Here is a 22,620-nt window from a genome sequence, read left to right as displayed (position 1 = left end):
CATGACAGCGCTCGATGATGTGAAGGCCTTGCAAGCCAGCATGGCCGAAAGTGTACTGGGCCAGGACCAGGTGATCCGCCAGATCCTGCTCGGCCTGTTGGCCAACGGTCACCTGCTGCTGGAAAGCCTGCCGGGGCTGGCCAAGACCCGCACGGTCAAGGCCCTGGCCCGGCACCTGGACGCGCAGATGAGCCGCATCCAGTTCACCCCCGACCTGTTGCCGTCCGACATCACTGGCGCCGAGGTGCTGCACCAGGTCGACGGCCAGAACCAGATCCGCTTCCAGCCCGGGCCGTTGTTCGGCAACCTGATCCTCGCCGATGAAATCAACCGCGCCCCGGCCAAGGTCCAGGCCGCGCTGCTGGAGGCCATGGAAGAGCGCCAGATCACCGTGGCCGGCGCCAGTCACCCGTTGCCGCCGTTGTTTATCGTGATCGCTACGCAAAACCCTATCGAGCAGGAAGGCACCTACCCCTTGCCGGAAGCGCAGATGGATCGCTTCGTGATGAAGCTGCTGCTGGATTACCCCTGCGCCGACAATGAAAGCCAGGTGTTGCGCCTGCTACGCGAAGAGGAACAGGCCGCCGCGACCCAGGCCATCCAGGGCTTCACCCTGGCGCAGGCGGTGATCTTCGCCGCCCGCCAGGAAGTCAGCGCGATCCAGGTGTCGCCGGCCATCGACCACTACCTGATCGACCTGATCAACGCCACCCGCCACCCCGCCGACTACGATCCCGACCTGGCGCGCTGGATCAGCCTCGGCGCCAGCCCCCGTGGCGGCATAGGCCTGGACCGCTGCGCCCGAGCCGATGCGTGGTTGCAGGGCCAGGCATTTGTCACCCCGGACAATGTGCACGCCGTGCTTCACCCGGTACTGCGCCATCGCCTGCAACTGAGCTATGACGCGGTGGCTGATGGCGTCAGCGCGGACCAGGTGCTGGACCGCCTGCTAAGCAAAGTGGCGCTGCCCGCATGAACGCCGACGGCCTGGTCTACGTCAGCCTGGCGCAGTTGATGGCCTTGCAGTTCCAGGCGCGGGGCTTGAGTTTTGTCGCACGCCAGCCCCAAAGCAGCCTACTGGCGGGCAACCACGCGTCACGCCTGCGCGGGCGTGGCCTGAACTTTGACGAGCTGCGCCGCTATCAGCCGGGCGATGACCTGCGCCATCTGGATTGGCGCGCGTCGTTGCGCACCGGCAAACCGGTGGTGCGCACCTTCACCGAAGAACGCGACCGCCCGGCGTTGATCGTGGTGGATCAGCGCATGTCGATGTTTTTTGGCTCGGTGCGCAGCTTCAAATCCGCCGTCGCCGCCGAACTGGGCGCGCTGGCCGCGTGGATGGTGTTTGACGCCGGGGACCGGGTCGGCGGACTGGTGTTCAACGATGCACGCATCGACAGCGTGGCGCCGTTGCGCAGCCGCAAGCGCGTGGAAGCCTTGTGCAGCCGTATCGCGCAACAAAACGCCGAGCTTAAGGCCAGCAATGCCGACCATGAGGGCGACAGCCAACTGGACAGGGTCCTGCAACAATGCCTGGCCGTGGCCGGCCATGACCACCTGATCTGCCTGGTGAGCGACTTTGCCGGCGCCGGCCCGCGCACCTTGCAACTGCTGCAACAACTGTCGGCACACAACGACGTGGTGGCGTTGCAGGTCTATGACCCGCTGGCGCTGAACGTACCCAGCAGCGGGCAATTGCTGATCACCCAGGGGCAACTGCAAGTGGAACTGGCGGTGAGCCAACGTAAGGTGCGCCAACCCTTGGGGGATTATCTCGGCGGTCGCCTCAAAGACGTCGCCAGCCTGTTGCGCCGCAGCCAAGTGCCGCTGTTGATGATCAGCACGGCCCTGCCCGCCGCTGTGCAGTTGCGCAGTGAACTGGGGAAACGCCGTTGACTGCCCACGTGCCGAGCATCGAACAACTCCAGGAGTTGAGCTTGCCTGCGCCCGTCAGTTATTGGCCGCAGACCTGGGGCTGGGGCGTGTTGCTGGGGCTGCTTGTGCTGGGCTTATTGGTGTGGGGCGTGCGCAGGTGGCTGCGTTGGCGGCGCAATGCCTATCGACGCGAAGCCTTGGCACAGTTGGAGCACATCAGTGACCTGCGCGAGCTGCCGGCCCTGCTCAAGCGTGTCGCCCTGTCGATGCCGCTGCCCCCGCAGGAACACCAGCGCGTGCCGGCCTTGCGTGGGGCCGAGTGGCAAGCCTTCCTGCAACGCCATGCCGGTGCGCCGGTTCCTGAGGACTTCAGCCAGCAACTGGCGCAACTCGCCTACGGCCCACCACTGCTTGCCGTGCAACACCCACAATTACTGGCCCAGTGCAAAGCCTGGGTGGAGCAACACCATGTGGCAGCTTGACTACCCATGGCTGCTGCTCCTGTTGCCGTTGCCGTGGTTGGCCTACCGCTATTTGCCGGCGTACCAGGAAGCGCGCAGTGCGGTGCGGGTGCCGTTTTTTCGCGGCATGAGCCAGGCGGTCGGTGAGGTTCCCGCCAGCCATGGCGTACGCAATAATCGCCCGCAGATGTGCTTGAACCTGCTGGTCTGGGGCCTGCTGATCCTGGCCATCGCCCGCCCGGTTTGGGTAGAAAAGCCCATCGAACGCCAGCAACCGGTGCGCGACTTGATGCTCGCCATCGATATTTCCCAGTCCATGCAAACCCAGGACTTCACCGACGCCGACGGGCATAAGATCGACCGCCTCGCCGCCGTCAAACAGGTGGTGCAGGGTTTTATCCAGCAGCGCAAGGACGACCGCATCGGCCTGATCCTGTTTGGCAGCGGCGCCTTCCCGCAGGCGCCGTTGACCCTCGACCACACCAGCCTGTCACTGTTGCTGGACGACAGCGGCATCGGCATGGCCGGGCCCAATACGGCGATCGGCGATGCCATCGGCTTGGGCCTCAAGTTGCTCGACCAGGCCCATGAGCCGCAAAAAGTGCTGATCCTGCTCACCGACGGCAACGACACCAGTAGCGCGATCACCCCGGATCACGCCGCCGACATGGCCGCCGCCAAGGGCGTGGTCATCCACACTATCGGCATCGGCGATCCCCAGGCCAGTGGTGAAGCCAAGGTCAACCTCAGTGCCTTGCAAGGGATTGCCAACGCGACTGGCGGCCGCTATTTCCGTGCCGAGGACCGCGACAGCCTCAAACAGGTCTACGCCACCCTGGACACAATCACCCCGCATCAAGTCAACACCCTGAGCCACCAGCCCAAGCGCGACCTCTTCTGGTGGCCGCTGGGTGCCGCGCTGGTGTTGCTCGCGGTGTATCACCTGGGCGCAGCGCTGTGGTCGCAACGGTTCAAAAGGGAGGTGGCGGATGGACTTGAGTGAGTTCCACTTCCTGCGCCCCGCCTGGCTGTTGCTGGCGTTGCTGGGTGCCGTGTTGCCGCTGCTGTGGCGGCGCAGCCGTGACCTGCAACGGCGCCTGCGCGGCACGATCGCCCCACACTTGTTGCCGTATCTGCTGCTCACGCCCAGTGACCCGCACCGCCTGCGTCCAGTGCATCTGCTCTGCGCAGTGCTGATGGTCGGCGCCGTCGCCGCTGCCGGGCCGACCTGGCAGCAGGACCGCCCGCAGTTCCTGGAAAACCGCGCGCCGCTGATCCTCGCCGTGGACCTGTCACCGTCCATGGACACTGCCGATGTGCCCCCCACCCGGCTGACCGCCACCAAACACAAGCTGCACGACCTGGTCCAGCGCCGCAAAGGCGCGCGCACGGCCCTGTTGGTGTACGCCGGCAGCGCGCACCTGGTGTTGCCGCCCACTGATGATCCCGCCCTGCTCGACACCTTTATCCAGGCGCTGAGTACCGATCTGATAGACAAGCCAGGCAAGGACGTCGCCGGGGTGATCGATCAGGCCCAGCGCTTGCTCGGACAGTCGCCTGGCACGTTGCTGCTGGTGACCGATGGCGCCACGCAATTGCCCGCGCTCAAGGAAGGTTCGCTGCAAGTGCTGGTCCTCGGCCTGGGCAACAGCCCCACGCTCCAGCAACTGGCCGAGGCCACCCACGCGCCGCTGGCCAGCCTGACCCTGAATGACGACGACCTGGACTGGATCGAACGCCACGCCCAGCAACATTTCCAGGCCGCCGACGAGCAACAGCGCCTGTTGCAGTGGAAAGACGCCGGCTATTGGCTGTGCTGGCCGTTGTTGTTGCTGGTGCTGTTCAGCATACGGCGCGGCTGGAGCCTGCACTGGACGGCCGTGTTGCTGCTGGGCCTGCTGTTGCCGCCGACACAAGCTGAGGCCAACCCGTTCCTCACACCGGACCAGCAAGGCCGCTGGGCCTTCGAGCACCATCACTACCCCGAGGCTGCCGCGCGGTTTGTCGACCCGTATTGGAAAGGCATCGCCGCCTACAACGCGGCCGACTATGACTTGGCGCAAGCCACCTTCGCCGCAATGAACACGCCGCAAGCTGCGTTCTACCTGGGCAATATCCATGTGCGTCGCTTCAAGTTCGATGACGCTATCAGCGCCTATCAACACGCCTTGCAACTGCAAGCGAACTTCCCCGCAGCCAGCGCCAACCTGGCCCTGGCAATTGCCTTGAAAAAGGACACCGAAAGTGCGGCGAACAACACCCCCGAGGTCAAGCCCGATGAGGTCAAGTTCGACAAGGCGCCCGGCAAGGGCCAGAGCAAGGCGATTCAGACCGAGCAAGCCAACAACGATGCGCTGTGGTTGCAGAACCTGACCACCTCGCCGGCCACCTTCCTGCGGCGTAAATTCGCCCTTCAGGACCAGGCGGTGCAACCATGAATCGCTGCTGTGCCGTGCTGTTGCTGCTCGCCGGGCCGTTGTGGGCGGCCGAACCGCAATTGCGGGTGCAGGCTATATTGCTGCCGGGCAGTGCTGTGGTGGTCGGCGAACAGCTGCAGGTGCAAGTGGATGTATTGACCGACACCTGGTTTACCGCCGCCGCAACCCTGCCCGATCTAAAGCTGCCCGGCGCTCGGGTGCAACCGCCCAATGGCGAAGCGCAGCACACCACCCAGGTGATCGACGGGCAGACCTTCTACGGCATGCGTTACACCTACGGCATCACGCCCAACGTGGCGCAACACTTCAACGTGCCAGCGCTGACGGTCAGCGCCCAACCCGGTCAAGCCAGCGCACCGTTGAGCGCGCAGAGCCAGCCACTGGCCTTCGATGCGACCCGGCCCGCAGGCTTCGCGTCCGACGAGCCGGTGCTGGTGGCCAGCGCCTTGCGCTTGAGCCAGACCTTGGCCGCTCGTGACCTCAAGGTCGGTGACAGCCTGACCCGCACCCTCACCCTACAAGCCGACAACACCCCCGGACTGTCTCTGCCCCCACCGAGCGCAATGCCGATCAACGGCCTGCGCCTGTACCCGCAAGCGCCGAGTATCAGCAACCTCGACGATGGACGCGGCTCCGTCACCGGAGGCCAGCGCATCGACTACCTGGTGTACCGCGTCGAACAAGGCGGCCATTACACCCTGCCAGCCATCAGCGTGAAGTGGTGGGACAGCCGCAACCATCGCCTGCAAGTGGCGCAATGGCCGGCGCTGACGGTCGAGGCCCAGGCGATCAGCGCCTACACGCCGACGTATTCCATCGAACAGCAGCACTGGACGCTGTCCCGGCAGTTGCTGCTGTGGATCGCATCAGTCGCGGTGCTGATTCTCGCGGGTTATCTGTTGCATGCGTTATGGCCGCGAATTGCGCGGACCTCGCGAAAAACGTGGGCTGCATTGCGTTGGTGGTGTCGTCGACTACGCTTGCTTCCACTGAACCCCCGTCACGAAAAGGACTTCCCATGACGTCGCTGCGTTCTGCCCTGCCCCTGTTGTTCCTGATGAGCCTGCCCGCCTTCGCCGCCGACCCGTTGCCCTCGTGGAACGAAGGCGCGAACAAACACCAGATCATCGAGTTCGTCCAGGCGGTCACCACCGAAGGTTCCAAGGATTACGTCAAACCCGCCGAACGCATCGCGGTGTTCGACAACGACGGTACGCTGTGGACCGAGCAACCGGCGTATTTCGAGGTGCTGTTCGCCTTTGACGAAGTCAAGCGCCTGGCGCCCCAGCATCCCGAGTGGCAAACCACTCAGCCCTTCAAGGCGGTGCTTGAAGGCGACCATCAGGCGCTCGCCGCCGCCGGCATGGATGGCCTGCTGAAAATCATCGGCGCCACCCACACCGGGGTCAGTACCGAGGCGTTTATCGACAACGCGAAAAACTGGCTGAAACAGGCCCGTCACCCAAAAACCGGCAAGCCTTTCGACCAGATGATCTACCAGCCCATGCTGGAAATGCTCGACTACCTGCGCAGCCAGCAATTCAAGACCTACATCGTCTCCGGCGGCGACACCGCATTCATGCGCGCGTTTGCCGAAGAGGTGTACGGCGTGCCACCGGAGCAGGTCATCGGCTCGAATTTCGTCACCCAGTACCAACTCAAGGACGGCCAGCCGCAAGTACTGCGCACCGCCAAGCTGGCCCATAACGACGACGGCCCGGGCAAGCCGGAAAGCATCGATTCAATCATCGGGCGCCGGCCAATCCTGGCCTTCGGCAACTCCGACGGCGACCTGCAAATGCTGCAGTGGACGGCCGCAAGCAAAGGCAAGCGCTTGATGGGCCTGGTGCATCACACAGACGCCCAGCGCGAGTGGGCCTATGACCGCAATTCTCAGGTGGGGCGCCTGGACAAGGCGTTGGACCTGGCCAAGACACAGCACTGGACCGTGGTGGACATGGTGAGCGACTGGCGCCGTATCTACCCCTTCGACCCAGCTGTGCAAGCGAAGGTGCAATAAGCAAACACGCAGGTCGCATGCACTGCGACGCACGCCCTACCAAGGAGCAAGTCTTATGACTCGCATACGTAAGTGGCTGCCGAAACTCGCGCTGGTAGCGGTTTCGGTGATAGGGGCCTCGGCATCTGCCTGGGCCGCTGAAAAGCCGAATATCCTGGTGATATTTGGCGATGACATCGGGCAAACCAACATCAGCGCCTATTCCATGGGCGTGGTGGGCTACAAGACCCCGAATATCGACCGGATCGCAAAAGAAGGCATGATGTTCACCGACTATTACGCGGAGAACAGCTGCACGGCCGGGCGCTCGTCGTTTATCACCGGGCAGACGCCGTTGCGCACCGGCCTGTCCAAGGTGGGTGCGCCGGGGGCGTCGGTGGGCTTGCAAAAGCGCGACATCACCATTGCCCAGGCCCTCAAGTCCCTCGGCTACGCCACCGGGCAATTCGGCAAGAACCACTTGGGTGACAAGGACGAATACCTGCCCACCAACCATGGTTTCGATGAGTTCTTCGGCAACCTCTATCACCTCAACGCCGAAGAGGAACCGGAACGCCCCTATTGGCCCAAGGACGACGCCGCCTTCGTCAAGGCCAACTCGCCCCGTGGGGTGATCCACAGCTTTGCCGACGGCAAGATCGAAGACACCGGCGCCTTGACCACCAAGCGCATGGAAACCATCGACGATGAAACCACGGCCGCCGCCCAGGCGTTCATCAAGAAACAGGCCGAAGCCGACAAGCCCTTCTTCGTGTGGATGAACACCACGCGCATGCACTTGTTCACCCACGTGCGTGACTCGATGAAGGGCCAGAGTGGCATGCCCGGCAACGAATACGCCGATGGCATGGTGGAACACGACGGCGATGTGGGCAAACTCCTGCAAACCCTCGACGACCTGAAAATCGCCGACAACACAATCGTGGTCTACACCACCGACAACGGGCCGAACCAGTTCTCCTGGCCGGACGCGGCCACCACGCCGTTTCGCAATGAGAAAAACTCCAACTGGGAAGGCGCCTATCGCGTACCGGCGATGATTCGCTGGCCGGGCAAGATCAAGCCGGCCGAAGTCTCCAACGAAATGTTCTCGGGCATGGATTGGTTCCCCACCTTGCTAGCGGCTGCGGGGGATACGGAGGTCAAGGACAAGTTGCTCAAAGGCTGGGCGCCGACTTCCGGTGGCGCGAGCTTCAAAGTGCACCTGGACGGTTTCAACCAGCTGCCGTACCTGACCGGCCAGCAACCCAAAGGCGCACGTGACGAGTTCTATTACTTCAACGATGACGGAGTACTGGTCTCGGCGCGCTTTGGCAACTGGAAGGCGGTGTACTGCGAACAACGCGCGCCCGGTGGGTTCAAGGTGTGGAGCGAGCCCTTTGTGTGCCTGCGGGTGCCGAAGATCTTCAACCTGCGCATGGACCCGTATGAGCGTGCGGACGTGGTCTCTGATCAGTATTACGACTGGAGCACCAAAAACGTCTACCTGGTGGCGGTGGCGGTGACCAAGTCGGCGAAGTTCCTGGAAACCTTTGTTGAATACCCGCCGAGCCAGAAGCCGGCGAGTTTCAGCATTGATCAGATTCGTTCAGCGGTGGACGCGAAGATTGCCGAGAAGACAAAAGCAGGCAGTGCTCAATAACTGACACAACACAGGGCAAATGTGGGAGCGGGCTTGCTCGCGAAGACGGAGTGCCAGTCGCTAAATGTATTGACTGACTCACCGCTTTCGCGAGCAAGCCCGCTCCCACACAAGCCCGCTCCCACAGGGTTATCTAAGTACATTGGGATTTGTTCATGACCGCACGCACCGCCAGCAAACCAATAGAAACCGTCAACGCTACCTCAATCCTCATCCCCGCCCTCCTCCTGTTCATCTCCGGCGGCGCCGCGTTGGTGTACCAGGTGCTGTGGATCAAGCAACTGTCGCTGGTGGTCGGCGTGGAGGTGTACGCAATCACCACCGGTATCAGCGCGTTTTTTGCCGGCCTGGCCCTCGGTGGCTTGCTGTTCGGCCGTTTGGCGGACCGCTTCGCGCGGCCGCTGTTGTTGTATGCAGGTCTGGAATTATTGGTCGCCCTGTTCGGCGTTGGCGCCACGCTGGCGTTGGGCACGGCGGCCGCACCGTTTGCCTGGCTGGAAGCCCGTATCGGCCTGCTGGCCTGGGCGCTGCCGTTTGCCCTGGTGGGCCTGCCGGCGCTTTTGATGGGCGGTACGTTGCCGGTGCTGGTGCGCTCACTGAACATCAACGCCAAAGGCTTGGGCCAGGCCGGCGGGCGTTTGTATGCGGCGAACACCGCTGGGGCGATCGTCGGCACCTTGCTCACCGCGTTTGTGCTGATCGCGCAGTTTGGCGTGCGCGGCAGTGCGCTGGTGGCCGCATTCTTCAACCTCGTTGCGGCGGCGGGTGCGCTGGTCGCTGTGCGCCATCACGCGCCGGTGGTGGTCACGCCCACACGCAGTGAGCCGCCCGCACGCCTGGCCCTGGTGCTGTACGCCATCGCGGGGGGCGTGGCGCTGGGGTATGAGGTGGTGTGGTCGCAATCCATCGTACAGTTCATGAGCACGCGCACTTATGCGTTTGCCGTGGTGCTTGCCACTTATCTGTGCGGGTTGTTTATCGGCAGCCAACTGATGTCGCGCCGGGTGGAGCGGATTCGCGATCCTTGGGGGGTATTTGGCCTGTTGATTGCGGGCGCAGGGCTGGTCGCGTTACTGGAAATCGCCCTGCTGGGGCGCTGGCTGGTGCTGCTGCAAACCCAGGCCGAGGCACTGGTGCTGGGCCTGGGCGGCAGCGAGTTGCCAGGGATGAGCGCGCGCTTTGCCGTCGCTGCGCTGTGCATCGTGTTTGTGCCGACGCTGTTGCTGGGCGCGGCGTTTCCCCTGGCGCTGCGCCTGAGTGTCGGCAACCGCCATGTGGGACGTGATGTGGGCGCCGTCGTGGCCTTCAACACGTTGGGCGGTATCGTCGGGGTGATGCTCTGCGGGTTTGTACTGATCCCCTGGCTGGGGTTGGTGCGTACCTTGGGGTTGCTGGCGGTGATTGCCGCCGGCGTAGGCTACCTGGCTGTGCGTCGGGGCCAAGGCGTGAAAAAGGGCCGGCGCCAAGCGGTGGTCGCACTGGGCTTGGTGTCACTGGCTGTGGCGCTGCTGACGCCGGTGGATCGCCTGGCGAAACTGCTGCCGGGGGCGCGTAATGCCAGCCTCGCATTTTATCAGGAAGGCCGAGGCGCGACGGTCGCGGTGGTCACCCAAGGCCAGGGCGCGCGGGCATTTCAGCGCCTGTATATCCAGGGCGTATCCAATACCGGTGACGCCATGCCGTCCCTGCGCTATATGCGCGTGCAGGCGTTGCTGCCGCTGTTGATTCACAACGGTGAACCCAAGTCGGCGCTGGTGATCGGCTTCGGCACCGGGATCACGGCGGGCGCGTTGTTGCGTTATCCAGGCCTGGAACAGCGCGTGGTCGCCGAGCTGCTACCCGCGGTGATCGACGCGGCGCCGCTGTTCAAAGGCAATTTCAATGCGGCCACTGACCCTGGCATCGACCTGCGCCTGCGCGATGGTCGCCAGGAGTTGCTGCGCAATCCGCACGCCTATGACCTGATCACCCTGGAACCGCCGCCGCCCTCCGCTGCGGGTGTGGTCAATCTGTATTCCCAGGATTTCTACCAGTTGGCCGCGTCGCGCCTGGAAAAAAACGGCCTGCTGGCCCAGTGGCTGCCGTTGCCGACGCAAAACATCGACGATTCCCGCGCGCTGGTACGCAGTTTCCTGAATGTGTTTCCGTATGCCTCGCTGTGGAGCAGCGAGTTTCACGAGATGCTGCTGGTAGGCTCCCGCGAACCCATCGAGTTGGACGCGGCGCGCATCCGCCAGCGTTTTGAACAACCCAGCGTCAGCCGTGCGCTGGCCGACGTAGGCATCGATTCGGCCGCCACCTTGCTGGCGACCTGGGTTACCGATCGCCATGGCCTGGAACGCTTCGCCGCTGATGCCTTGCCGGTCACCGATGACCAGCCGCGCATCGAATACGCACCGTGGGTACGCAGCAAAGAGATCACCCGTGCCTTGCCGGCCCTGCTCGACCTGCGCGTGCCCACACCGCTGCTCAACGCCGACGCCGCCTTCAGCCGCACCCTCGGCGCCGAACAGCAGCGCCTGATGCAGTTCTACCGCGCCAGCCTGCATGCCTATGACGGTGATCGCGATGCCTGGGGGCGGGACATCCGGGAGGTGTTGCAGCAGGACAGTGCCAACCCGTACTACCGCTGGTTTTGCGCAGCCCCTTGTGGGAGCGGGCTTGCTCGCGAAGGCGGCGTGTCAGCCAATACATCAGGTGACTGAACCCGCGCTATCGCGGGCAAGCCCGCTCCCACATTGGTTTTGTAGTGTTGCGGGTTTAGTGTTTTTTCAGCTTTACATAGGACTGATGCAAGTCGGACGCCCAGCCATCAATCACGCTTTTCACGTCGTCGGCCTTCATCACTTGGGCTTCATTGGCCAGCGGCTTGCCGGTGCCTTTGCGTACCACTTGGGCGATCACCTTGCCACTGGCACCGTCGAGAAACTGCGCCTCGGTGCCCAAGGTGGTTTCCTGGTCACGGTGGCCAGATGCGGTACTGGCGGCCGCCACGACCAGCGCGACGGGGATGTATTCGTAGGGTGCGAGGCCTTCGGTCTTGCTGCTCACGGCGGTGATCGCCGCACGCACCACGATCACACCGGGGCCAGGCGCGTTGGCCAGGGGCAGGGATTTCTCCAGCTCGCGCTTGAGCGCCTGGTTGTAGTAGGTGTTGATGCCGTTGAGGGTGCTTTCCGGGATCTTCGCGGTGGCCTGGGGCTTGGGATAGAACTGGGTCGGCTCGACGTAGACGGCGGTGTAGCGACTCAGGTCCAGCTTGGGATCGACCCAGCGCATCACCTCGGCACCGGACGGTGACTGGGCTTGCTTGAGGTGGCTGTAGTCCGAGAGAAAGCCGGAATACTCGTCCGGTTGGGTGACTTTGCTGGCACAGCCTGTCAGTCCGAGCGAGGCGACACACAGCGTGCTGATCACTAGCCTTAGTTTCATCATTGAACTCCCTGGCGGTCATCACTGAAACATTGAGCTGTAGGTATAGCCAACTCTGGGGAAATAACCGTTATTTCACGCCCCGGGTTTGACAGACCTGTGACCTGCGTCAAAGCTGCACACAGCTTAAGCGCGCCGTAGAGCGTCCACGCATCAAGACAGCGGAAGTCGGAATGCCAGAGCCCAAAAAAGCCAAAGCTGTACCCCACCGTGATGCATCCCGTCGTTACCTCTACCCCGTATTGATTGTGTTGCTGTTGTTGGCCATGGCCGGGATCTGGTTTTTCCTGCAAGCCAGTACGCCTCGGTTGCCAGCGCCCGTTGTCGCCGCCAAGCCAGCGGTGATTGCCCCGGCGCAGATGGTCGATGAGCAACAATGCCAGGGTTGCCACCAGGCCCAGGCCAAGGACTGGCAAGGCTCCCACCACCAATTGGCGATGCAGGTGGCGACGGCGCAGACGGTGCCGGCCGACTTCAATGACGTCACGTTCAGCGCCGAAGGCGAGACCACGCGGTTTTATCAACGGGGCGCGGAGTTCTGGGTCAATACGCCGGGCCGCGATGGCCAGCCCGCCGACTTCAAGGTCGCGTATACCTTTGGCATCGCGCCGTTGCAGCAATACCTGATCGAGGTCGGCGACGGTCGCCTGCAAGCCCTTGGCGTGGCGTGGGATATGCAGCAGAACCGCTGGTTTCACCTGTACCCGGGCCAGGGCGTGAACGTCAAGAACCCGCTGCACTGGAGCAAGCCCAGCCAGAACGCCAACTTCATGTGCGTGGAATGCCACACCACCGGCTACAAACGCAATTTCGATCCGGTAAAAAACGCCTTCGACAGCCAGTGGAACAGCCTGGGCGTCGGTTGTCAGGCCTGCCACGGCCCGGCCTCCAACCACTTGCAATGGGCGGCGAAAAAAGGCGACCTGCTGCACACCGGCTTCGCCGTGGACCTGAAGGACAAGGACGCCACCGTCGAAATCGAAACCTGCGCCCGCTGCCACGCGCGCCGCGCCCCATTGGGCGATGGTTTTACCGTCGGCAAACGGCTGATGGACGACTACCTGCCCAGCGTGCTGACCCGCGAGCTGTACACCCTGGACGGCAAGATCAAGGATGAAGTGTTCGAACACGGCTCGTTCGCGCAAAGCAAAATGGCTGAAAAAGGCGTGCGCTGCAGCAACTGCCACAACCCCCACAGCAATGAACTCAAGGCGCCTGGCAACGGGGTGTGCCTGCAATGCCACAACACCGCAGGCAAGACGCCCATCGCCACGGTGGATGGGCGCGGTTTGCAGGCCAAGGACTACGACTCCGCCGGGCACATGGGCAAGGCCGGCGCGTTCTGTGTCGACTGCCATATGCCGGGCAAGGTGTACATGGGCAATGACCTGCGTCATGACCACAGTTTCAGCATCCCACCCGGCGCCCGTGATGTACTCAAGGCGCCAGACTATGCCGAGAGCATGGCGTTGATTCGTGGCGGCCAACCGGGCGCGGCCCAGGCGCTGTATGAGCAACTGGCGCGGGGCAATCTGCCGGCGATCCAGCGTGCAACGTTGCTGGTCGAGCTGCCCAATTACCCCAGTGAACAGGCGTTGAAACTCGCCACCCAGGACCTTGGCAACCCGGCGCCGCAGGTGCGTGAAAGCGCCGTGCGTGCGGTCAGCGCCCTGCTCCCGCCACCGGAGCGTGTCGCCCTCTATGGGCCTTTGTTGCGTGACCCGGTGCGCGCCGTACGCATCCTGGCCGCGCGGGACTTGCTCAGCGTGCCCGGCCAAGGTCAGGCCTGGAGCAACGCCATCGCCGAATACGAACAGGTGCAACTGAGCCTGCTGGAGCGCGCCGAAGCCAACCTCAACCTGGCGATGCTCTACCAGGCCAGCGGCCGTGGCGACAAGGTCGAAGCCCAGTTGCGCAGCGCCCTGCTGCGCGACCCGGATTTCTTCCCGGCGCTGGTGACCTTGGCGCAGTGGCTGGAGGCCAATGGCCGTGGGCAAGAAGCGCGAGACCTGATCGCGGATCAGTTGGCGCAGCACCCGGACGCGGCCCTGTTGCAACACACCCGAGGCTTGATGGCGATTCGCGCCGGTGACTCAGCGAGCGCCATGGCGTATTTGCGCAACGCCGTGCGCCTGGACCCGGCCAGCGCCCAGTACGCCTTTGTCCTTGCGGTGGCGCTGCATGACAGCGGCAAGGTCGACGAAGCCTGCCAGCAACTGGAAAGCCTGCTCCAGCGTCAGCCGTATAACCGCAATGCGCGGCTGTCGCTGATCCAGTACTACTTGGAAAACGGCCAGGAGCCGAAAGCGCAGGTGGTCATGCAGAGTTGGAAAAAGCTCAACCCCGGCGACCCTGCGCTGAAATAGGCGCGGGGCGAACACCGCACCTGTGGCAAGGGAGCAAGCTCCCTTGCCACACAGGTTGCTCGGTAGCCTGAGCCTTACATGCGTTCGCGCGGGATCAGGCTCTGCAACTGCGATGCCAGGAAGTTCGCGTCAAAGCCAAAGGTGTCCGGGTCTTTGAGGCCATTGGTCTTCTTCCACAACCAGTCATTCTTGTCCGCCGGCAGCACCAGCGACACGCTGCCGTGGCGGGCGGCGGTCAGGCCCATCACTGACACCGAGATCAGCCCGCCTGCGCCCATCACTTCCGGCACGAACTCGACGGCCTTGCCGGTGATCTGCACGTTGAGTTTCTCGGTCTTGAAGGTCGAGGTTTCCAACGGCACGCTGGGGCCGCTGGCGACGTAGGCTTCACGGTGCACCTCCAGCAAACCCACGGTCTTCACCGGTTCCAGCCACAGCTCGATCTGCCCGAATAACTCGCCGAGCTTTTGCGCCCAACGGGCTGACTGCACGTCGAATTGCTGCTTTTTGTGCGCTTCGCTGTCGGCGTAATGACGAAGCATCTCGCCCAGTTGTTGTACGTCGTCCATTGCGGATCTCCTTGGGTGAGCCAGGTTGCGAAGGCTGATCATGGCAGATGCATCGCGGCCGCGTATGACTAACGCCTCACGCGTCCACCAGGCGCCCGGCGTAGACCCTTTCCTTGAACGGTTCCAGGCCGATGCGCTGCACAGTATCGACAAAACGCTCCTCACTTTCACGGTAACGCACAAAGGTGTTGATAACCCGTGCGATCACATCGGGAATCTCGGCGGCGCTGAATGAGGGCCCGATAACCTTGCCCAGGGCACTGTGATTGCCCTGGGCGCCACCCAGGGTGACCTGGAACCACTCGCTGCCGTTTTTATCCACGCCCAGGATGCCGATATTACCGATGTGGTGGTGGCCGCAGGCGTTGATGCAACCGGAGATGTTCAGGCTGATCTCGCCGAGGTCATGCAGATAGTCCAGGTTGTCGAAACGCTGCTGGATTGCCTGGGCGATGGGGATCGACTTGGCATTGGCCAAGGCGCAGAAGTCGCCGCCCGGGCAGGCGATGATGTCGGTCAGCAGGCCGACGTTCGCGGCACCCAGGCCGTGGGCGCAGGCCAGTGTCCACAGCGCATGCAAGTGCTCCTTGGGCACGTCCGGCAGGACGATGTTCTGTTCATGGGCGATGCGGATTTCACCAAAGCCGAAGCGTTCCGACCACAGCGCCACCGCCTCCATTTGCTCGGCCGTGACGTCGCCGGGCGGCGCGCTGATCCCCGGTTTGGTGGACAGCACCACACTGGTATAGCCCGGGACTTTGTGCGGCATCACATTGCGGCTGACCCAGCGGGCAAACGCGGGGCTTTCCGTCAGCGCAGTGCCATAGGCCAGGTCGGTGCCCGGCAGGTTTGCATAGGTGGGTGGAACGAAGGCCGAGGCCACGCGTGCGTACTCGGCGTCGGTCAATTGCGCCGGGCCGTCACGCAGGTAATGCCACTCCTCCTCAACTTCGCGGGCAAACGCCTCGATGCCCAGGGCCTTGACCAGGATCTTGATGCGCGCCTTGTATTTGTTGTCCCGGCGGCCATGGCGGTTGTACACCCGCAGCACCGCCTCGACGTAAGACAGCAGGTGCTGCCACGGCAACCCCTCGCGGATCTGCACCCCGAGGATCGGCGTGCGCCCCAGGCCACCACCGACCATCATGCGCAGCAGCTTGTTGCCCTGGCGGTCGTGGTAAAGGTACAGGCCGATGTCATGCATCATGATCGCGGCGCGGTCGTCACGGGCCGAACAAATGGCGATCTTGAACTTGCGCGGCAGGAACAGGAATTCCGGGTTGATGGTGGACCATTGGCGCAGGATCTCCGCCAGTGGGCGCGGGTCCAGCAGTTCGTCGGCGGCCACCCCGGCAAAGGCTTCGGTGGTGATATTGCGCACGCAGTTGCCGGAGGTCTGGATGGCATGCATGTTGACGTGGGCCAGGCGTTCGAGGATATCGGGCACCTGGTGCAATTCGATCCAGTTGAATTGCAGGTTCTGCCGCGTGGTGAAGTGGCCGTAACCCCGGTCGTAATCCCGCGCGATGCTGGCCAGGGTGCGCAGTTGTCCGGAGCTCAGCGTGCCGTAGGGAATCGCCACCCGCAGCATGTAGGCATGCTTTTGCAGGTACAGGCCGTTTTGCAGGCGCAATGGCAGAAACTCCGCGTCGCTCAAGTCCCCTGCGATATAGCGCCGGACCTGGTCACGAAACTGCGCCACGCGCTCGAACACCAGCGCCCGGTCGTATGCGTCGTATTGGTACATATCACGGCCTCATCAGATGATGGGGCGACTATGCACCTACGGCGCAGTGCGTTGAAGATTCAGGTGCAGTCTTAAAAAGCGGATCAGATCGCCTGAAAGCCGCGCTTTCAGGCCGAATCAACTGATCCGCAGTAATGAACATTTTCTGAGCCTGTTTTGTTTTACCCACCCTTCCTACAGTGCCCGCCACTTGGAACCGTGGGAGGACTGAGCATGAGCACAGCAACAATCGGGCAGGCCTATAACTATAAAGTCGTCCGTCAATTCGTCATCGCCACCATTGTTTGGGGCGTCGTCGGCATGGCCATGGGCGTATGGATCGCCTCGCAACTGGTGTGGCCCGAGATGAACCTGGACCTGCCCTGGACCACTTTTGGCCGCTTGCGCCCCTTGCACACCAGTCTGGTGATCTTTGGCTTTGCCGGCAGCGCCCAGTTTGCCGCCAGCTATTACGCGGTACAGCGCACGTGCCAGGTGCGGCTGTATTCCGATCACCTCGCCGCGTTTACCTTCTGGGGTTGGCAGTCGGTGATCGTGATCATGTTGATCAGCCTGCCGCTGGGCTATACCACCACCAAGGAGTACGCCGAGATCGAGTTCTCTGGCGCGGTGTGGATGGCGGTGGTGTGGGTGGCTTACGCGGTGGTGTTCTTCACCACCGTGGTGCGGCGCAAGGCCAGGCACATCTACGTGGGCAACTGGTTTTTTGGCGCGTTTATCCTGGTGATCGCCATGTTGCACGTGGTCAATCACTTGGCGATTCCGGTGGATTGGTTCAAGTCCTACCCGGTGTATGCCGGGGCGACCGATGCGATGGTGCAGTGGTGGTATGGGCACAACGCTGTGGGGTTTTTCCTGACGACGGGCTTTTTGGGGATGATGTACTACTTCGTGCCGAAACAAGTCGGGCGGCCGGTGTATTCCTATCGCCTGTCCATCGTGCACTTCTGGGCGCTGATCACCCTGTATATCTGGGCCGGCCCGCACCATTTGCACTACACCGCGCTGCCGGATTGGGCGCAGTCACTGGGCATGGCCATGTCGCTGATCCTGCTGGCACCCAGCTGGGGCGGGATGATCAACGGCATGATGACCTTGTCTGGCGGCTGGCATCAATTGCGCACCGACCCGATCCTGCGCTTTCTGGTGCTGTCATTGGCGTTCTACGGCATGTCCACCTTTGAAGGGCCGATGATGGCGATCAAGACTGTCAACGCCCTCTCCCACTACACCGACTGGACCATCGGCCACGTCCACGCCGGGGCGCTTGGCTGGGTGGCTATGATCACGTTCGGCGCGCTGTACCACATGATCCCCAAGGTGTTCGGCCGCGAGCAGATGCACAGCGTGCCGCTGATCAACCTGCACTTCTGGCTGGCCACCATCGGCACGGTGCTGTACATCGCATCGATGTGGGTCAACGGCATCACTCAGGGCTTGATGTGGCGCGCAGTGAACGATGACGGCACCCTCACCTACTCGTTTGTCGAGGCGCTGCAGGCCAGCCACCCAGGGTTTGTGGTGCGTTTCGCCGGGGGCGTATTTTTCCTCACGGGCATGCTGCTGATGGCCTACAACACCTGGCGCACGGTACGTGTAGCGGATGTGCGCATGGCTCAACTCGACGCGCGGATCGCCTGATGTGGGGCTGGCTGATGCTGCTGTGCCTGTATGGCGCCGTGGAATATTGCTTGCGCGGGCAATCCGAAAAGAGCCTGGACGACGCCAGCCTGATCCCCTTCGCCGACGACTCTGAAGTGGCGCGGCGGGTGGAACAGGCCACCGGCAAACAGGTGAATGCCGTCGCGCCGGAGCAGGCCAAACCGGGTTGGATCAACCTGGATATGTAAACTGCTCCGGTGATTTGCTGGGCAACTGCGTATGACTATTCGGCGGCCGATGGGTAAGGTGAAGCGACTTTCCTTGTAAGGAGCATCGCATGCGCACCATCGGCCTGATCGGCGGCATGAGCTGGGAATCCAGCGCCGAGTATTACCGCATCATCAATCAGCGCGTACGCGACCAACTCGGCCCACTGCGCTCGGCGCAACTGTTGATGTACAGCGTGGACTTCGGTCCGGTGGAGCAAGCCCAGCACGCCGGGCGCTGGGACGACACCGCGCTGATCCTTGAAGACGCCGCCCGCCGCCTGCAAGCCGGCGGCGCCGACTGTGTGGTGCTGTGTACCAACACCATGCATTTGGTCGCGCCACGTATCGAGGCGGCGGTATCGATTCCGTTCCTGCACATTGCCGATGCTGCCGGCTTGGCAGCGGTGGAGGCTGGTACGCTGACGGTCGGCCTGCTGGGCACGGCGTTCACCATGGAGCAGGACTTTCTCAAGGCGCGCCTGGCCGCGCACGGTTTGACCGTGCTGGTGCCCGAGGCGGACGAGCGCCAGGCCGTGCACCGGATCATTTATGAGGAACTGTGTGTCGGCGTGATCAGCGACGCGTCGCGCCAGGTCTACCAGCGGGTGATCGAGTCACTGGCCGCGCGCGGCGCCCAGGCAATCATTCTCGGTTGTACGGAAATCGGCCTGCTGATCAAGCCGGAGCACAGCGACCTGCCCCTGCTGGACACCACCGAGCTGCATGCGCAGGCTGCGGTGGCGTTTGCGTTGCAGGACTAAGCCGATTGGCGCAGGCGCGCCATGCTCACGGTATCGACGAACACGCCGTCGCGCAGGGCGAAATCGCGCATGCGGCCTTCTACCTCGAAGCCGAATTTGCGGTACAGCTGCTGCGCGGCTTCGTTGTCGGCGTACACCGTCAGCTCCACGCGGCGCAGGTTCATCCAGTTGTCGGCCACGTCCAGCGCGGCCGCCAACAGTCGCGAGCCTACACCCTTGCCCTGCCAGGCCGGCGCCACGCCCATGCCGAACGAGCCGACATGGCTGCGGCGCACGCGCAGCATCTGTTCCAGGCCCAGTTGGCCGATCACCTCGCCGCCATGCACCGCCACCAGCTGTAGGCGCCGCTCGTTGTCCAGCTCCAGCTTGTTGCGCCACGCCTGCACCGACTGGAAAGGCATTTGCAGCACCTGTCGGCACACCGCCGGTTCGTTATAGAGCGCGGCGACGCCCTCAAGGTGGGCCTCGGTAAAGCGCTGGATGACGATATGGGGCTCAGGCGTGTGCATGGTGTTTCATCCTTTGAAAGACACGTGGCCGACCAGTGTAGAGGGCGAGCGGCTGTCATAGCCAGCCGGGCATTGTTGTGCTCGGCTGGCAAAGGTCGAAACACCCATGACACCTATAGGGTGGTGAAATAAAGGTAGGCCGAGCGCGACAACAATTTGGGGGTGTAGAACGCGTACAGATGGACGCTCTAGATACCAACTTGTCCAAGGCCCTGGCGGCATAGGTATCTGCACAACTTTGAGCATTGCTGCTGGACCTGTGGCGAGGGAGCTTGCTCCCGTGACGGCCTGGCAGTCGGGCGATTTTTGCCGGGTGTAAACCGGCTCTACTGTGGGAGCTGGCTTGCCTGCGATGGCGGACTGGCGGTGTACATATCCGTTATTTGGGTAACGGCTACCTATGGTTCCGCCCTTACGGCGGCTCACTTTGGAAAAGCCGGAGTGCCGGCCCAGCCCAAAGTAAGCAAAGGGCTCNNCTCGCCTAGGCTCGGCATGCCGGTAATCCATATCGAATTCCGGCCAGCGTGTTTAACGGGGCGCCTAAGATCAAAAGCTGAAAAGCCAGAGCTAGAGCTTTATCAGGCCTCAGTGAAGCCTCGCAACCCGCCACACCCGCGCAATATCCGCCGCACGCTTGCGCAATAACCGCGGCGCCTCACTGCACGCTTGCTCCAGGCTCATCGGCCCGGAAGGCAAGGCGAACGCTGCATCCACGCCGTGGGCGTACATCTGTTCGTAGCCTTCGCCCAGGGTGCCAGCGATGACGATTACCGGGACGTCGTGCTGCTTTGCGATGCGTGCCACGCCAAAGGGAGTTTTACCGCGCAGGGTCTGGGCGTCGAAACGGCCTTCGCCGGTGATTACCAGGTCGGCGCCCTGCACGGCGGCATCCAGGCCGACCAGGTCGGCGACAACTTCGACGCCGGCGCGAAATTGCGCGCCGAGGAAGGCTTTGGCCGCAAACCCAAGGCCACCGGCCGCGCCGCTGCCAGGTTCGTCGCGTACGTCTTTACCCAGGGCGCGCGCGCAATGGTCGGCGAAGTGGCCAAGGGCGGCGTCCAGCTGTTGGACTTGCTCGGGATTAGCGCCCTTCTGCGGGCCGAAAATGGCGGAAGCGCCGTGAGGGCCGCACAGCGGGTTGTTGACGTCGGCGGCGATTTCAAAACGCACGTCTGCCAGGCGCGGGTCCAAGCCTTCAAGATCAATCCGGGCCAGACGCGACAAGGCCAGGCCGCCGGGGGGCAAGGCGTGTCCCTCGGCGTCGAACAACTGTACGCCGAGCGCCTGCATCGCGCCGGCGCCACCGTCGTTGGTGGCACTGCCGCCAATCGCCAGGATGATGCGCTGGGCACCCAGGTCGAGGGCGGCGCGGATCAGTTCGCCGGTGCCAAATGTGGTGCTGGCACAGGCGTCGCGCTGCTCTGGCGGCACCAGCTGCAGGCCGCTGGCTTCGGCCATCTCGATAATTGCCGTGTGGCTGTCGGCCAACCAGCCCCAGTGGGCTTCAACCGTGCCGGCCAGCGGAGCCAGCACCGTTTGGCTGCGCAATTCGCCGTTGCACGCGGCGAGTACCGACTCAACCGTGCCTTCACCACCGTCCGCCATGGGGCATTGCACCAACTGCGCATCCGGCCAGACCTCGGCCAAGCCTGCCGCAATGGCTTGGGCGACGCCTTCAGCGCTCAGGCTGTCCTTGAACGAGTCGGGGGCGATGATGATTTTCATGGGCTTTCTCCGGTTTTTATAACGCCCATGCTGCCAGTTGGCAGCGACAATGACGCCGGTCGGATGCACAAGTGCGGTTTGGCTTTGTTGTTCATTCCTACAAAGCCTGGGGCAAGAGTTGCACGCCGAGATAGAGGGCGAGCATGCCGTCGAGGGTCAGCGGATCGACGCCACTGAGTTCGGCGATACGCTCCATGCGATAGCGCAGGCTGTTGCGGTGGATGCCCAGGGCGTCGGCGCAGGCCTGGCTTTGCCCGTCGTGTTCGCACCAGCTGCGCAGGGTCGCCTGCAATTGGCCGTTGCTGTCCTTGGCCAGCACTTTGCGCAGGGGGTTGAGCAACTCGTCGAGGGCGTCATCGTTGCGATGGCGCCAGAGCATCACCGGCAGGCGAAAACGGTTGAGGGTGAGCAGGCGCGAGTGCGGCAGTACATCGCGGCCGTAGGCGAGCAAGTCGCCGACCCGACGGTAGCAACGGCGCAGGCCGGACAAGCCATCCGCCTGCCCGCCGACGGCGACACGCAGGATATTCCAGCCTGCGCCTTCGAGCTTTTCCAACAACCGTGGGTTGTCCACCTGCGCCGCCGCTGGCCGGCACCAGAGCAGGGAAAACTGCGCCGAGCTGACACACCAGCTGTCCGGGTAACGCGCGGTCAGCCAGGCACTCAGGGCTTCTGCCGATTGGCCCGGGCCCAGTTCAAACAGGTACGGCGTGCGCGCCAGCTGTGGCTTGAGCCCCAGTTGTTGGGCTTCGTCCACCAGGCGCGGGGAGTCGCCGCTTTCGGCCAGCAGCAACGCCAGCAGGTCATCGCAACGCTGGCGCCGCCATTGTTGTTCGACTTGCTGGTGACGGTGGCTGACGAGCATTTCAGCCGTCATGCGCACCAGTTCGGCGTAAGTACGCAGCCCTTCCGGTTCGCCGGTGATGCCCAGCACGCCGATCAGGCGTTGGTCGTGCAGCAGCGGCAGGTTGATGCCTGGTTGCACGCCCTTGAGGTGCTTGGCGGTCTGGCTGTCGATCTCCACCACGCGCCCATTGGCCAGCACCAATTGCGCGCCCTCGTGGCGGGTGTTGATGCGCTCCGGCTCGCCGCTGCCGAGAATCAGGCCCTGACTGTCCATGACATTGACGTTATAGGGCAGGATGGCCATGGTGCGATCGACAATATCCTGCGCCAAGTCATGATCGAGCTCGAACATGGGGCT

The 22,620-nt window shown here is 63.2% G+C and carries 19 protein-coding genes; 13 read left to right on the top strand and 6 right to left on the bottom strand.

The window, feature by feature from the left end; all coding sequences use genetic code 11:
• The first annotated feature begins 1 nt into the window (after position 1).
• From DBR46_RS01575 to DBR46_RS01535, 9 genes are all read left to right on the top strand, one after another.
• Positions 2 to 976, top strand: a complete 975-nt coding sequence (locus tag DBR46_RS01575; protein ID WP_124524729.1) for a MoxR family ATPase — start codon at positions 2 to 4, stop codon at positions 974 to 976.
• Complete coding sequence (locus tag DBR46_RS01570) at positions 973 to 1,896, top strand: DUF58 domain-containing protein (RefSeq protein ID WP_124524728.1); 924 nt, start codon at positions 973 to 975, stop codon at positions 1,894 to 1,896. Before DBR46_RS01575 ends, DBR46_RS01570 begins: the two co-directional genes overlap by 4 nt.
• The gene (locus DBR46_RS01565; protein ID WP_124524727.1) at positions 1,893 to 2,357 is read left to right on the top strand and encodes a DUF4381 domain-containing protein; all 465 of its coding nucleotides are present in this window, start codon (positions 1,893 to 1,895) and stop codon (positions 2,355 to 2,357) included. Before DBR46_RS01570 ends, DBR46_RS01565 begins: the two co-directional genes overlap by 4 nt.
• Entirely contained in the window at positions 2,344 to 3,339 is a 996-nt protein-coding gene (locus DBR46_RS01560; RefSeq protein WP_124524726.1) for a VWA domain-containing protein, read from the top strand. Before DBR46_RS01565 ends, DBR46_RS01560 begins: the two co-directional genes overlap by 14 nt.
• Positions 3,326 to 4,774, top strand: coding sequence for a VWA domain-containing protein (locus tag DBR46_RS01555; protein ID WP_124524725.1), 1,449 nt, complete (start codon positions 3,326 to 3,328; stop codon positions 4,772 to 4,774). Before DBR46_RS01560 ends, DBR46_RS01555 begins: the two co-directional genes overlap by 14 nt.
• A complete protein-coding gene (locus tag DBR46_RS01550) occupies positions 4,771 to 5,796 on the top strand; it encodes a BatD family protein (RefSeq protein ID WP_124524724.1) in 1,026 nt (341 codons plus the stop codon). The genes DBR46_RS01555 and DBR46_RS01550 overlap by 4 nt, the downstream gene beginning before the upstream one ends.
• On the top strand, positions 5,793 to 6,794 hold the full coding sequence (locus DBR46_RS01545) for an HAD family phosphatase (protein WP_124524723.1): 1,002 nt from the start codon (positions 5,793 to 5,795) through the stop codon (positions 6,792 to 6,794). The genes DBR46_RS01550 and DBR46_RS01545 overlap by 4 nt, the downstream gene beginning before the upstream one ends.
• Positions 6,795 to 6,849: 55 nt before the next feature.
• A complete protein-coding gene (locus DBR46_RS01540; protein ID WP_124524722.1) occupies positions 6,850 to 8,436 on the top strand; it encodes an arylsulfatase in 1,587 nt (528 codons plus the stop codon).
• Positions 8,437 to 8,591: 155 nt separating this feature from the next.
• Positions 8,592 to 11,141 carry a fused MFS/spermidine synthase gene (locus DBR46_RS01535; protein ID WP_124524721.1) on the top strand — a complete coding sequence of 850 codons (2,550 nt, stop codon included), beginning with the start codon at positions 8,592 to 8,594 and terminating at the stop codon, positions 11,139 to 11,141.
• A 55-nt stretch (positions 11,142 to 11,196) separates the two neighbouring features.
• Here DBR46_RS01535 and DBR46_RS01530 read toward each other — a convergent pair whose 3' ends face one another.
• On the bottom strand, positions 11,197 to 11,868 hold the full coding sequence (locus tag DBR46_RS01530) for a DUF3313 domain-containing protein (protein WP_124524720.1): 672 nt from the start codon (positions 11,866 to 11,868) through the stop codon (positions 11,197 to 11,199).
• Between the two features lie 173 nt (positions 11,869 to 12,041).
• Here DBR46_RS01530 and DBR46_RS01525 point away from each other — a divergent pair, with 173 nt between their 5' ends.
• Positions 12,042 to 14,234 carry a tetratricopeptide repeat protein gene (locus tag DBR46_RS01525; protein WP_124524719.1) on the top strand — a complete coding sequence of 731 codons (2,193 nt, stop codon included), beginning with the start codon at positions 12,042 to 12,044 and terminating at the stop codon, positions 14,232 to 14,234.
• Between the two features lie 74 nt (positions 14,235 to 14,308).
• Here the strand turns inward: DBR46_RS01525 and DBR46_RS01520 are convergent, their stop codons facing one another.
• Together DBR46_RS01520 and DBR46_RS01515 are read right to left on the bottom strand one after the other, a co-directional pair.
• A complete protein-coding gene (locus DBR46_RS01520) occupies positions 14,309 to 14,803 on the bottom strand; it encodes a hypothetical protein (protein ID WP_124524718.1) in 495 nt (164 codons plus the stop codon).
• 76 nt (positions 14,804 to 14,879) lie between these two features.
• On the bottom strand, positions 14,880 to 16,550 hold the full coding sequence (locus tag DBR46_RS01515; protein WP_124524717.1) for a nitrite/sulfite reductase: 1,671 nt from the start codon (positions 16,548 to 16,550) through the stop codon (positions 14,880 to 14,882).
• Between the two features lie 213 nt (positions 16,551 to 16,763).
• Between DBR46_RS01515 and ccoN the strand changes: the two genes are divergently transcribed.
• The 3 genes from ccoN to DBR46_RS01500 all read left to right on the top strand — a co-directional run bounded on the left by ccoN (position 16,764) and on the right by DBR46_RS01500 (position 19,182).
• Positions 16,764 to 18,191: a cytochrome-c oxidase, cbb3-type subunit I gene (gene ccoN, locus DBR46_RS01510; RefSeq protein WP_124524716.1), complete on the top strand. Its 1,428-nt coding sequence runs from the start codon at positions 16,764 to 16,766 to the stop codon at positions 18,189 to 18,191.
• Positions 18,191 to 18,400, top strand: a complete 210-nt coding sequence (locus tag DBR46_RS01505) for a cbb3-type cytochrome c oxidase subunit 3 (protein WP_124524715.1) — start codon at positions 18,191 to 18,193, stop codon at positions 18,398 to 18,400. The genes ccoN and DBR46_RS01505 overlap by 1 nt, the downstream gene beginning before the upstream one ends.
• A gap of 89 nt (positions 18,401 to 18,489) precedes the next feature.
• Complete coding sequence (locus DBR46_RS01500) at positions 18,490 to 19,182, top strand: aspartate/glutamate racemase family protein (RefSeq protein ID WP_124524714.1); 693 nt, start codon at positions 18,490 to 18,492, stop codon at positions 19,180 to 19,182.
• Here the strand turns inward: DBR46_RS01500 and DBR46_RS01495 are convergent.
• The 3 genes from DBR46_RS01495 to DBR46_RS01485 form a co-directional block, all read right to left on the bottom strand.
• A complete protein-coding gene (locus DBR46_RS01495) occupies positions 19,179 to 19,691 on the bottom strand; it encodes a GNAT family N-acetyltransferase (RefSeq protein WP_124524713.1) in 513 nt (170 codons plus the stop codon). The two genes, DBR46_RS01500 and DBR46_RS01495, sit on opposite strands and share 4 nt — an antisense overlap.
• A 585-nt stretch (positions 19,692 to 20,276) precedes the next feature.
• Positions 20,277 to 21,416, bottom strand: a complete 1,140-nt coding sequence (locus tag DBR46_RS01490) for a glycerate kinase (protein WP_124524712.1) — start codon at positions 21,414 to 21,416, stop codon at positions 20,277 to 20,279.
• 97 nt (positions 21,417 to 21,513) lie between these two features.
• On the bottom strand, positions 21,514 to 22,614 hold the full coding sequence (locus tag DBR46_RS01485) for a sugar diacid recognition domain-containing protein (protein ID WP_124524711.1): 1,101 nt from the start codon (positions 22,612 to 22,614) through the stop codon (positions 21,514 to 21,516).
• Positions 22,615 to 22,620 lie beyond the last annotated feature (6 nt).

This window comes from Pseudomonas sp. KBW05 (assembly GCF_003852405.1).
Taxonomy (GTDB): domain Bacteria; phylum Pseudomonadota; class Gammaproteobacteria; order Pseudomonadales; family Pseudomonadaceae; genus Aquipseudomonas.
Note: the sequence above shows the minus strand (reverse complement) of the source record. Positions and strands in the feature narration are given on the sequence as shown.

What these genes read in the sequence shown, in the direction of transcription:
- DBR46_RS01575 (WP_124524729.1), top strand. Translation starts at nt 2, where the DNA reads ATGACAGCGCTCGATGATGTGAAGGCCTTGCAAGCCAGCATGGCCGAA.
- DBR46_RS01570 (WP_124524728.1), top strand. Translation starts at nt 973, where the DNA reads ATGAACGCCGACGGCCTGGTCTACGTCAGCCTGGCGCAGTTGATGGCC.
- DBR46_RS01560 (WP_124524726.1), top strand. Translation starts at nt 2,344, where the DNA reads ATGTGGCAGCTTGACTACCCATGGCTGCTGCTCCTGTTGCCGTTGCCG.
- DBR46_RS01555 (WP_124524725.1), top strand. Translation starts at nt 3,326, where the DNA reads ATGGACTTGAGTGAGTTCCACTTCCTGCGCCCCGCCTGGCTGTTGCTG.
- DBR46_RS01550 (WP_124524724.1), top strand. Translation starts at nt 4,771, where the DNA reads ATGAATCGCTGCTGTGCCGTGCTGTTGCTGCTCGCCGGGCCGTTGTGG.
- DBR46_RS01545 (WP_124524723.1), top strand. Translation starts at nt 5,793, where the DNA reads ATGACGTCGCTGCGTTCTGCCCTGCCCCTGTTGTTCCTGATGAGCCTG.
- DBR46_RS01540 (WP_124524722.1), top strand. Translation starts at nt 6,850, where the DNA reads ATGACTCGCATACGTAAGTGGCTGCCGAAACTCGCGCTGGTAGCGGTT.
- DBR46_RS01535 (WP_124524721.1), top strand. Translation starts at nt 8,592, where the DNA reads ATGACCGCACGCACCGCCAGCAAACCAATAGAAACCGTCAACGCTACC.
- DBR46_RS01530 (WP_124524720.1), bottom strand. Translation starts at nt 11,868, where the DNA reads ATGAAACTAAGGCTAGTGATCAGCACGCTGTGTGTCGCCTCGCTCGGA.
- DBR46_RS01525 (WP_124524719.1), top strand. Translation starts at nt 12,042, where the DNA reads ATGCCAGAGCCCAAAAAAGCCAAAGCTGTACCCCACCGTGATGCATCC.
- DBR46_RS01520 (WP_124524718.1), bottom strand. Translation starts at nt 14,803, where the DNA reads ATGGACGACGTACAACAACTGGGCGAGATGCTTCGTCATTACGCCGAC.
- DBR46_RS01515 (WP_124524717.1), bottom strand. Translation starts at nt 16,550, where the DNA reads ATGTACCAATACGACGCATACGACCGGGCGCTGGTGTTCGAGCGCGTG.
- ccoN (WP_124524716.1), top strand. Translation starts at nt 16,764, where the DNA reads ATGAGCACAGCAACAATCGGGCAGGCCTATAACTATAAAGTCGTCCGT.
- DBR46_RS01505 (WP_124524715.1), top strand. Translation starts at nt 18,191, where the DNA reads ATGTGGGGCTGGCTGATGCTGCTGTGCCTGTATGGCGCCGTGGAATAT.
- DBR46_RS01500 (WP_124524714.1), top strand. Translation starts at nt 18,490, where the DNA reads ATGCGCACCATCGGCCTGATCGGCGGCATGAGCTGGGAATCCAGCGCC.
- DBR46_RS01495 (WP_124524713.1), bottom strand. Translation starts at nt 19,691, where the DNA reads ATGCACACGCCTGAGCCCCATATCGTCATCCAGCGCTTTACCGAGGCC.
- DBR46_RS01490 (WP_124524712.1), bottom strand. Translation starts at nt 21,416, where the DNA reads ATGAAAATCATCATCGCCCCCGACTCGTTCAAGGACAGCCTGAGCGCT.
- DBR46_RS01485 (WP_124524711.1), bottom strand. Translation starts at nt 22,614, where the DNA reads ATGTTCGAGCTCGATCATGACTTGGCGCAGGATATTGTCGATCGCACC.